This window comes from Polaromonas sp. P4_F4 (assembly GCF_056401355.1).
This window is the reverse complement of the sequence record NZ_JBFUJO010000019.1, coordinates 98,343-106,558: the sequence shown is the minus strand read 5'-3', so window position 1 is coordinate 106,558 and position 8,216 is coordinate 98,343. Positions and strand designations below refer to the sequence as shown.

The 8,216-nt window shown below is 62.6% G+C and carries 9 protein-coding genes and 1 pseudogene; 5 read left to right on the top strand and 5 right to left on the bottom strand.

All coding sequences use genetic code 11. The features are described from left to right. Nucleotides 1-232: pseudogene (locus tag AC1DUR_RS18885) on the top strand (IS4 family transposase); the annotation flags it as partial. Nucleotides 233-515: 283 nt separating this feature from the next. Here AC1DUR_RS18885 and AC1DUR_RS18880 read toward each other — a convergent pair. The 3 genes from AC1DUR_RS18880 to AC1DUR_RS18870 are packed head-to-tail and all read right to left on the bottom strand — an operon-like array spanning nt 516 to nt 2,619. Continuing rightward, the gene (locus AC1DUR_RS18880; RefSeq protein WP_477720333.1) at nt 516-1,223 is read right to left on the bottom strand and encodes a phytanoyl-CoA dioxygenase family protein; all 708 of its coding nucleotides are present in this window, start codon (nt 1,221-1,223) and stop codon (nt 516-518) included. Between the two features lie 35 nt (nt 1,224-1,258). Beyond that, a complete protein-coding gene (locus tag AC1DUR_RS18875; protein ID WP_477720332.1) occupies nt 1,259-2,011 on the bottom strand; it encodes an anti-sigma factor in 753 nt (250 codons plus the stop codon). Next, complete coding sequence (locus tag AC1DUR_RS18870) at nt 2,008-2,619, bottom strand: RNA polymerase sigma factor (protein ID WP_477720331.1); 612 nt, start codon at nt 2,617-2,619, stop codon at nt 2,008-2,010. Before AC1DUR_RS18870 ends, AC1DUR_RS18875 begins: the two co-directional genes overlap by 4 nt. A 201-nt stretch (nt 2,620-2,820) precedes the next feature. Between AC1DUR_RS18870 and AC1DUR_RS18865 the strand changes: the two genes are divergently transcribed. Next, nucleotides 2,821-3,390, top strand: a complete 570-nt coding sequence (locus AC1DUR_RS18865) for a DUF3455 domain-containing protein (RefSeq protein ID WP_477720330.1) — start codon at nt 2,821-2,823, stop codon at nt 3,388-3,390. 18 nt (nt 3,391-3,408) lie between these two features. Continuing rightward, nucleotides 3,409-4,005, top strand: coding sequence for an RNA-binding protein (locus AC1DUR_RS18860; protein ID WP_477720329.1), 597 nt, complete (start codon nt 3,409-3,411; stop codon nt 4,003-4,005). Nucleotides 4,006-4,030: 25 nt separating this feature from the next. Here the strand turns inward: AC1DUR_RS18860 and AC1DUR_RS18855 are convergent, their stop codons facing one another. Next, the gene (locus AC1DUR_RS18855; protein ID WP_477720337.1) at nt 4,031-5,242 is read right to left on the bottom strand and encodes a Y-family DNA polymerase; all 1,212 of its coding nucleotides are present in this window, start codon (nt 5,240-5,242) and stop codon (nt 4,031-4,033) included. 305 nt (nt 5,243-5,547) lie between these two features. Between AC1DUR_RS18855 and AC1DUR_RS18850 the strand changes: the two genes are divergently transcribed. Further along, nucleotides 5,548-6,444: a c-type cytochrome gene (locus AC1DUR_RS18850; RefSeq protein WP_477720328.1), complete on the top strand. Its 897-nt coding sequence runs from the start codon at nt 5,548-5,550 to the stop codon at nt 6,442-6,444. A gap of 59 nt (nt 6,445-6,503) precedes the next feature. Then, nucleotides 6,504-6,908 (top strand): DUF3224 domain-containing protein, encoded by a 405-nt coding sequence (locus AC1DUR_RS18845; protein ID WP_477720327.1) that lies wholly within the window; start codon nt 6,504-6,506, stop codon nt 6,906-6,908. Between the two features lie 108 nt (nt 6,909-7,016). On the opposite strand, the gene AC1DUR_RS18840 is transcribed toward AC1DUR_RS18845, so the two are convergent. Next, on the bottom strand, nt 7,017-8,165 hold the full coding sequence (locus tag AC1DUR_RS18840; protein WP_477720326.1) for an alpha-hydroxy acid oxidase: 1,149 nt from the start codon (nt 8,163-8,165) through the stop codon (nt 7,017-7,019). Nucleotides 8,166-8,216: the final 51 nt, after the last annotated feature.

Here is an 8,216-nt window from a genome sequence, read left to right as displayed (position 1 = left end):
CAAGCACACGGTGCAACTGTGGACAGAGTGGGTCTCGCGAGGCCTCTCGGCCACGAAGGATTGCGGGCGGCTATTCACGTTGATCGCACAATGCAGGGTCGGCCATCGACCCGGACGCATCGAGCCGCGAATGCGAAAACGAAGGCCCAAACCCTACCCCTGGTTGAAGGTGCCCCGCGACCAGGCTCGCCGACACGTCCAGAGGCATGGTCATGCCTATGAGCCAAAGTAAGTGCCATTCGGCTTAGAGCCTGTTCACGATTTATTTGGGGTTGCGCAGTTGTCTTTTCGGGATGGGCTGCAAGGCGCAGTGCGCCGCCAATAGCCCGGCTATTGGCAAGCAGTGCAACGCCGCAGACGGCCCGAAAAGGCACCTGCCCTTCGGGTTGGGACGAAATCGGGCGATTTGGCAACCAAATCCCTTGCATGGGCATGAGCCCATGCGGCGTGATGTTGGCAGCCAACTCATCCCGATTGCGTCCCAACGCGACCCCAAATAAATCGTGAACAGGCTCTTAAACCGCATGCTGCCACCGAAGGCCCAACGGGAATTCGCGGGGGCCATACAGAAAATGCAGAACCCTGCGCATGCTGCTGCCCGTAGATTTCGACGACGCATGTAAAAGCAGCGGGCGCATGGCCATCGCACTTCCTTGCCCGGCCGTGCAGACGAACTCAGCCAGCGACTGGCGGGCGGCGGCCGCCGCCTCTGCCGGAAGCCGGCCGCACAGGTGCGAACCGGGCACCACTCGCAGCGGACCGTCGTTGACGCCGCAAGCGTCGATGTGCAGGCGCACCGCTACCAGCTGCTGCAGGAGTTCGACCGGCGGTTGAACATACAGGGTGCCTTCCTTTTCGGACCAGCCGCCCAGGCTTTCGTGCTCTACGCGACCGCCAACCGGGATGCTCAAATCCTGGTGCATGGGCACAAGCCAGTTGCGAGACTGCGATTTCTCAAAGTAGGTGCATTGCGTGGCGACAAAATCGGAAGGAATAAGCGGCGACAGTGATGGATGCTGGCTGATTTTTGCAGCCAGCGCCCGGCACCAGGCTTGGGACAGCAGGCAACGCGTTCCTGCCGAGCCTGCCGGAACCTCCGCAACCCGGCGGGCGACGGCTTCGCACTCGGCGCGAGTCAGCACCTGTGCAGTGAGGGCAAAGCCCCGGGCCGTGAACTCGGTATGGCTCATTTCCGGTGGCAGGTCTTTTCGGCCTTGTGTCATCTGGGTTGGCCTGTCAGCGGGGGAGCCTGGCAGGCTCACCACAACTTCGCGCAATTGCCGCTGAAGACCACGGTCCCGCCAGGAACGGCAGGCGTTGCGCTGGCCTCAAGCGTCACCATCAGCTTGCCCACTTTGGACAGCAGCTTCTCCGACGTGTCGGGCAACATGGAAACGGCCGAACCGCTGGTGGGCACGGCGCCGAGTGCAAAGGCCGGCGCATTGGCGGGCACGGCCCACAGCACCAGCGTTCCGGCAGCGGGCGGTGTGATCGGGCCTATCACCTTGACCGTCATGGTCTTGCCGTGACGCAGCGAGCTCACCAGCAGCTTGCCGTTGCCCTGCGCATCGGTGAGCAGGCCTACATAGCTTTGTGGCAGTTTTTCACCCGAACGCATGGCGATCTGGTCGCTGGACATGAAAAGCGAGGGCATGGCTACAAACAGCGCGCTGGCCGCTATCACCCCGGCCGCCAGGCCACCCAGGCCAAAGCCTGCCGGCTTGAGCCAGCCCAGCCAGGAGGCCGAAGGGGAAATGGCAGGCGGTGCAGCGGGTGCCCGGTCGGGTTGCGTACGTGCGGCAATAGCGGCCCACAGCTGCGGCGAAGGCCGCTGGGTCGGCACTGACATGGCCAGCTGGCCCAGCCGCGTTTCCCACTGCGTCACCAGCATCCGCACATCGGCGCGGTCGCGCTGCAGGCGTTCAAAGCGGCGCCGTGCGCCGCCCGCCAGCGTGCCCAGCACATAAGACGAGGCGAGGTGTTCCAGCAGTTCAGGGTGGGTGTACCTCATGGCGTCACTCCCTGCGCGGCCAGGCAGCCTCTGAGTTTTTCCAGCCCGCGCCGTATCCAGGCTTTGACGGAGCCGAGCGGCGCGCCCATTTGCGCCGCCACCTCGGTGTGCGACAAGCCCTGGTAGTAGGCAAGCGCCAGGCTTTGGCGGTAACTGCCTTCCAGCGCATTCATGCAGCCTTCTATATGCAGGGCCTGGCTGGCTTGTTCCAGAAGCTGCATGGCACTGGGGGCGGGCGTTGCGGTGGTTTCGGTGTCTTCTTCGTCCACGTCGCCGGACTCGGGTAATTCGTTTTCCTTGCGGCGCGTGCGGGAGCGCAAGGCGTCCAGCGCCTTGTTGCGGACGATGGCAATCAGCCATGTCATGGGTTGAATGGTTTGCCCGTCTACCTCGCTGCGATAGCTGCCGGCATTTTTCCAGATGCTCACATACGCCTCTTGCAGCACATCCTCGGCCGCCTGTCCATGTCTCAATATACGCAGGGCAACGCCAAACAGATGCATATGGGTGCGTGAATAGATCCGGGCGAAGCAGGCATGGTCGCCTTGCGCCGCAGCCGCGATCAGCGCTTCCAGGCTACGGGTGTCCGCATCAGTGTCCAGCTTCATGCGGCCGAGTATATGAAGTTCCTGGAGTTTTGCCGGGCGGCAAACGCCCAGGCCTCGTGACAAAAATATTTTTGCGAATCTGCATCCGATTTTCAAAACGCAGCGTTTGTCCCTTGCAGGCAAGGCGGCGGAACCAGGGCACCTGGCTACGCGCCTCAGCCGACCGGCTGTTTATCCATCAATTCATTTCAGGAGGTTTTCATGACATCGATTTCCGCAATTCCATCAGCCGCCACCAGCCTGGTTCTGGCTGCGCTATGCGCCGGCCTGCTCAGTGCTTGCGCCTCGTCCAAACCGGAAGGATCCGCAAACGCCGCGAAACCCGTGCCTGCGGCGCTCAGGCCCGCCGATAGCGAGCGCGTGGCGTTCACCTGGCACGCCGTCGGTTCGCAGATTTATGAATGCCGCGCCGCCGACAAGGGCGGTTGGGCCTGGGTGTTTGTGGCGCCCGAGGCTGATCTCTTCAACCAGAAAAACGAGAAAGTCGGCACCCACGGTGCCGGCCCCAGCTGGGCGGCGCTTGACGGCAGCAAGACCGTAGGCACCGTCAAGGCCCGCGCCGATGGTGAGCGAGCGGCAGACATTCCGCTGCTGCTGCTGTCCGCCAAATCAAGCGATGCGACCGGCAGGATGGCCAGCGTCACCAGCGTGCAGCGTCTCAACACGGCAGGCGGCAATGCGCCGGCCAAGGGCTGCGAGACCAAGGCCGACGCCGGCAAGCGCAGCAAGGAAGGCTATACGGCCGACTACGTTTTCTTTGCGGCGAAATAGCCCTGATGTCACCCCAGCATGTTCGTACTCAAGAATCTGTTTAGCACCGGGAAGCGCTCAAAATCCGAGCCTGCCGGGCCGGAGACCACGCCCGTCAAGATGAGTCTTGAAGAGCGCATGTGGTTCCGGCGAAAAATGCTGTATGAGGCCATCACGGTCACGATGCAGGCCCACGGCATCTTGTCGGCGAGCTACCGGTTCCGTGTGGTGCGCAACGACAGGCGCGGTCACCAGTATTCAGTTCTGGTTGATCTGTCCACCGACTTCCTGCACAACCGCGAAGGCCGTCCCGGGCAACTGGTCGTCCTGGGTGTGGCGATCACCAAAAATGCGGCCGCGCGGTACGGCATCACGGTGTCCGCGGTGTACTGGCAGGTCAACGGCCAGATTCAGGGCTTCGAGACCAGCCGGCCTGATGCGAAGCACAGCGGCGGCGGGGCCACGGCGCCGGGCCTGCCGCTGCCGCACCGGAAGCACGACCACCACCCCACGGCCGAAGAGTTTGCCGCCTTCGAGGCCGCCCGGCAGAAAGGGCATGAGTTGCAGCTCGGCAACCGTGTCTATTTATCCGACCTTGCACCGCTGGATGGTGGCTCTGAAAGGAGTGCTAGCTAGCGCTGAAGATGGAGCGGTCGATGCGCTAAAACAATTGATCGTTTGCTGTCGATTCAATACCGTGTTGCCCTTGTTGCGGGCTTCCCGATCGGGATGATGGCGATTTTTGTTCGGGCACCGGCTCTTCACCGGCTTTGGCCAGCGTGCTGGCGCGAACGCCCAGCAGGCGCAGCTTTCTCTCGAGCGGAACCCGCTTCAGGCACAGGCCCGCCAGTTTCCGGATGGCTTGACCGTCAGCGGTGTAGCTGTCGGCGGTCTGGTCGCGCGTTGCAATCCTGAAATCGTCATAGCGCAGCTTGATGCCTATGGTTTTGGCCACATAGCCCTTGCGCTGCAGGTCCTGTGCCAGTTTGCTGCACAGATCGGTGAAGATGGCGCCAAGCACCGCCTTGTCGCGTACCGCATGCAGGTCGCGGTCAAAGGTGGTTTCCCGGCTCATGCTGACGGGCTCGCTCTCGGTGACCACCGGTCGGTCGTCACGGCCCCAGGCGGCCTCGTGCATCCAGGCGCCCGTGGCCTTGCCGAAGTTGGCAATCAGAAGCGAAGGATCCTGTGCGGCCAGCTCGCCGATGGTGTGGATGTTCAGCCGCGCCAGCTTTTCCCCCGCCTTGGGACCAATGCCGTTGATCTTGCGTACGTTGAGCGGCCAGATCATGGTTTGCAGATCTTCCTCATACACAATCGAAATGCCGTTGGGCTTGTTGAACTCGCTGGCCATCTTGGCCAGCAGCTTGTTGGGCGCCACGCCAACCGAGCAGGTGAGGCCGGTCTTTTCAAAAATGGCTTTCTGGATCAGCCGCGCCAGCACCCGGCCTCCCTCGCGCTGGCCGCCGGGCACATCGGTGAAGTCGATATACACCTCGTCCACCCCGCGGTCCTGCATCACAGGGGCAATCTCGGTGATGGTGCTTTTGAAGAGCCGCGAGTATTTGCGCACTTCTTCAAAATCGACCGGCAACACAATCGCCTGCGGGCAGAGTTTGGCGGCCTTCATCATGCCCATGGCCGAGCCCACGCCAAATTGCCGCGCGGCATAGGTTGCCGTGGTGATCACGCCGCGGCCCACATAGTCCTTGAGCAGCGGGAAATCTTCCACTGGAATGAAGCGCAGCGCTCGCTCGCCTTGCGCCGCCAGCAGTTCTTCATCCACCTTGCGCCGCCCGCCACCAATCACCACCGGCAGGCCTTTGAGCTGCGGGTAGCGCAGCAGCTCGATGGACGCAAAAAATGCGTCCATGTCGAGGTGGGCAATGCGGCGCAGTCTGGCGCCGTGGGGCAGGGTTGAAACGTTCACATGGCAAGCATAGCGTTCGTCGACGTGCCATCGCTTTTGTGTGGTCAACCTCCCGGATACCGACTTCCACGCCGATGCGGGCGCGAGTGTGGGGGGACTGATTGCTTTGGCTGCCCACACCGGTTTCACGCCAGGCAATGTTATTTTGTCACTGACAAAGAATCCGCGGCTGCCTACACTGGCCGATTACCTGCGACGATGCTGCCCGGTGGTGGCACGCCTTCGAGGCTAATGGAGGGGGAAATACCATGAAACGCTGGATTAAATGGAGCGCTGCCGGCCTGGGCTTGGCCGTACTGCTGGTCGCGGGTGCGGCCGTGGTGGGCACGCAGCTGGCCGACCGAAAACGCATGCGCCAGGTGAGTGTGCCGGTTCAACCCGTGGCGTACGCCTCGGATGGCCAGGCGCTGGAGCGTGGCAAATATTTATTCCAGTCGCGCGGTTGCGTTGACTGCCATGGCGCGAACGGGGGCGGGCGCGACTTTGTCAATGACGGCAAAGGCACGCGCATCGCCGGGCCCAACATCACGCCTGGCGGCGTGGTGGCCGGGTACAAGCCCGAGGACTGGGTTCGCACGATACGCCATGGGGTCAAGCCCGATGGGCGCCCGGCGCTGATCATGCCCAGCGAGGACTACAACCGCTTCACCAATGAAGACCTGGCCGCATTGGTGGCGTATGTGCGCAGCTTGCCGCCACAAAGTTCCCGCGCCGCTGTGATCGAACTGCCCCTGCCGGCCTGGGTGCTCTACGGTTTTGACGCCATTCCAGATGCGGCGCAACGGATTGACCACTCGCTGCCGCCTTCAACCCCGGTGGCGGCTGCCGTGACGGTGCAGCATGGCGCCTATGTGGCCAATATGTGCATCGGCTGCCATGGCGAGAAGCTGTCGGGCGGCAAGATTCCCGGTGGCCCCCCGGACTGGCCGGCGGCCGCCAACATCACGCCCGGCGAGGGCAGTGCCATGGGGCGTTACAAGGACGCAGCGCAGTTCATGGCCATGATGCGCAGCGGCAAACGGCCTGACGGCACAGCCATCCAGGTGATGCCGTTTGGATCGCTGTCGGCCATGAACGATGTCGATACGCGGGCGCTGCACGCTTACCTGCAAACGGTGCCGGCCCGGCCCTTCGGGCAGCGGTAAAACTGCAGGCACTCTGGCATCATGGCCGGCATTGCCACCTCCCATTGAAAGTGAATACCATGCCGTCCCATGCCGCCGGAAGCTTTGAAGTCAATCTCGTGCCGCAATCCCTGGCGAATGCGGACGCGGGGCCACTGATGGGGCGGCTGTCCATCAATAAGACCTTCAGCGGCGACCTGCAGGCCACCAGCAAGGGCGAGATGCTCAGCGCGGGCACGGCTGTCAAAGGCTCGGCCGGCTATGTCGCGATGGAATGCGTGACCGGCACGCTGAACGGGAAAAGCGGCAGCTTTGTGTTGCAGCACAGCGGCACCATGAATCGGGGCGCACCGCAATTGGTAGTCAGCGTGGTGCCCGATTCCGGTACTGGTGAATTGACCGGCCTCACCGGCACGCTCAGCATCCAGATTGCCGATGGCAAGCATTTGTACGCCATGGACTACGAGATTTCACCCTTGCCGTAGCAGATGCGGTAAACAGCCGTACTGGCGACTTCTTCTGGCCATAAGAACTTTGCTTAACCAGAATGAGATTTTCTTCAGAATTGTGAGTCCCCGGCCGGTGCCCTGTGGTCAGTACGTCCCCGGCAGCAGGATGCCTTTGTCCACCGTGTTGATGTTGGTGCGGCCACAAAACGCCATGGTCAGGTCCAGCTCCTTGTGGATGATTTCCAGCGCTCTCGTCACGCCTTGTTCGCCCATGGCGCCCAGGCCGTACAGGAAGGCGCGGCCGACGTAGGTGCCCTTGGCGCCCAGCGCCATTGCCTTCAGCACATCCTGCCCCGAGCGGATACCGCCGTCCATGTGCACCTCGATTTGCTGGCCCACCGCTTCCACGATCTCCGGCAGGGCAGAGATGGAGGAGGCCGCCCCATCGAGTTGGCGGCCGCCATGGTTGGACACGATCAACGCGTCAGCGCCCGAGTTGACGGCGAGTTTCGCATCTTCCACGTCCTGGATGCCCTTGAGGATCAGCTTGCCGCCCCAGCGCTTTTTGATCCATTCGACATCGCCCCAGTTCAGGCCCGGGTCGAACTGCTTGGCCGTCCATTCCGAAAGCGAGCCCATGTTGTCGACGCCCTTGACGTGGCCGACGATGTTGCCAAAGCCGTGGCGTTTGGTCCCCAGCATGCCCAGGCCCCAGCGGGGCTTGGTCATGAGGTTGAGGATGGTTGCGAGCGTGGGTTTGGGCGGTGCGCTCAGGCCGTTTTTCAGGTCCTTGTGGCGCTGGCCGAGGATTTGCAGGTCCAGTGTGAGCACCAGCGCCGAGCAATTGGCGGCCTTGGCGCGGTCGATCAGGCCTTCAATGAAGGTGCGGTCCTTCATCACATACAGCTGGAACCAGAAAGGGTGGCGGTCCGTGCCGGCGGCGACGTCCTCGATGGAGCAGATGCTCATGGTGGACAGCGTGAACGGAATGCCGAATTTCTTGGCCGCACGGGCGCCCAGGATTTCGCCGTCGGCATGCTGCATGCCGGTGAGGCCCGTCGGGGCGATGGCCACCGGCATGGCAACGTTTTGCCCAATCATCTGCGTGGCCGTGCTGCGGTTTTCCATGTTGACGGCCACGCGCTGGCGCAGCTTGATCTTCTGGAAGTCGCTCTCGTTGGCGCGGTAGGTGCTCTCCGTCCACGAGCCGGAGTCGGCATAGTCGTAGAACATGCGGGGAACACGTTTTTGCGCCAGAACGCGCAGGTCTTCGATATTGGTGATGACGGGCATGGGTGAGGTAACTCCTGGGTTCTCGACCCGCATCGTAGCCAGTTTGGCAGC

Coding starts and splice junctions, on each gene's coding strand:
- AC1DUR_RS18865 (WP_477720330.1), top strand. CDS start 2,821: ATGACATCGATTTCCGCAATTCCATCAGCCGCCACCAGCCTGGTTCTG.
- AC1DUR_RS18860 (WP_477720329.1), top strand. CDS start 3,409: ATGTTCGTACTCAAGAATCTGTTTAGCACCGGGAAGCGCTCAAAATCC.
- AC1DUR_RS18870 (WP_477720331.1), bottom strand. CDS start 2,619: ATGAAGCTGGACACTGATGCGGACACCCGTAGCCTGGAAGCGCTGATC.
- AC1DUR_RS18880 (WP_477720333.1), bottom strand. CDS start 1,223: ATGACACAAGGCCGAAAAGACCTGCCACCGGAAATGAGCCATACCGAG.
- AC1DUR_RS18855 (WP_477720337.1), bottom strand. CDS start 5,242: ATGGACGCATTTTTTGCGTCCATCGAGCTGCTGCGCTACCCGCAGCTC.
- AC1DUR_RS18875 (WP_477720332.1), bottom strand. CDS start 2,011: ATGAGGTACACCCACCCTGAACTGCTGGAACACCTCGCCTCGTCTTAT.
- AC1DUR_RS18840 (WP_477720326.1), bottom strand. CDS start 8,165: ATGCCCGTCATCACCAATATCGAAGACCTGCGCGTTCTGGCGCAAAAA.
- AC1DUR_RS18845 (WP_477720327.1), top strand. CDS start 6,504: ATGCCGTCCCATGCCGCCGGAAGCTTTGAAGTCAATCTCGTGCCGCAA.
- AC1DUR_RS18850 (WP_477720328.1), top strand. CDS start 5,548: ATGAAACGCTGGATTAAATGGAGCGCTGCCGGCCTGGGCTTGGCCGTA.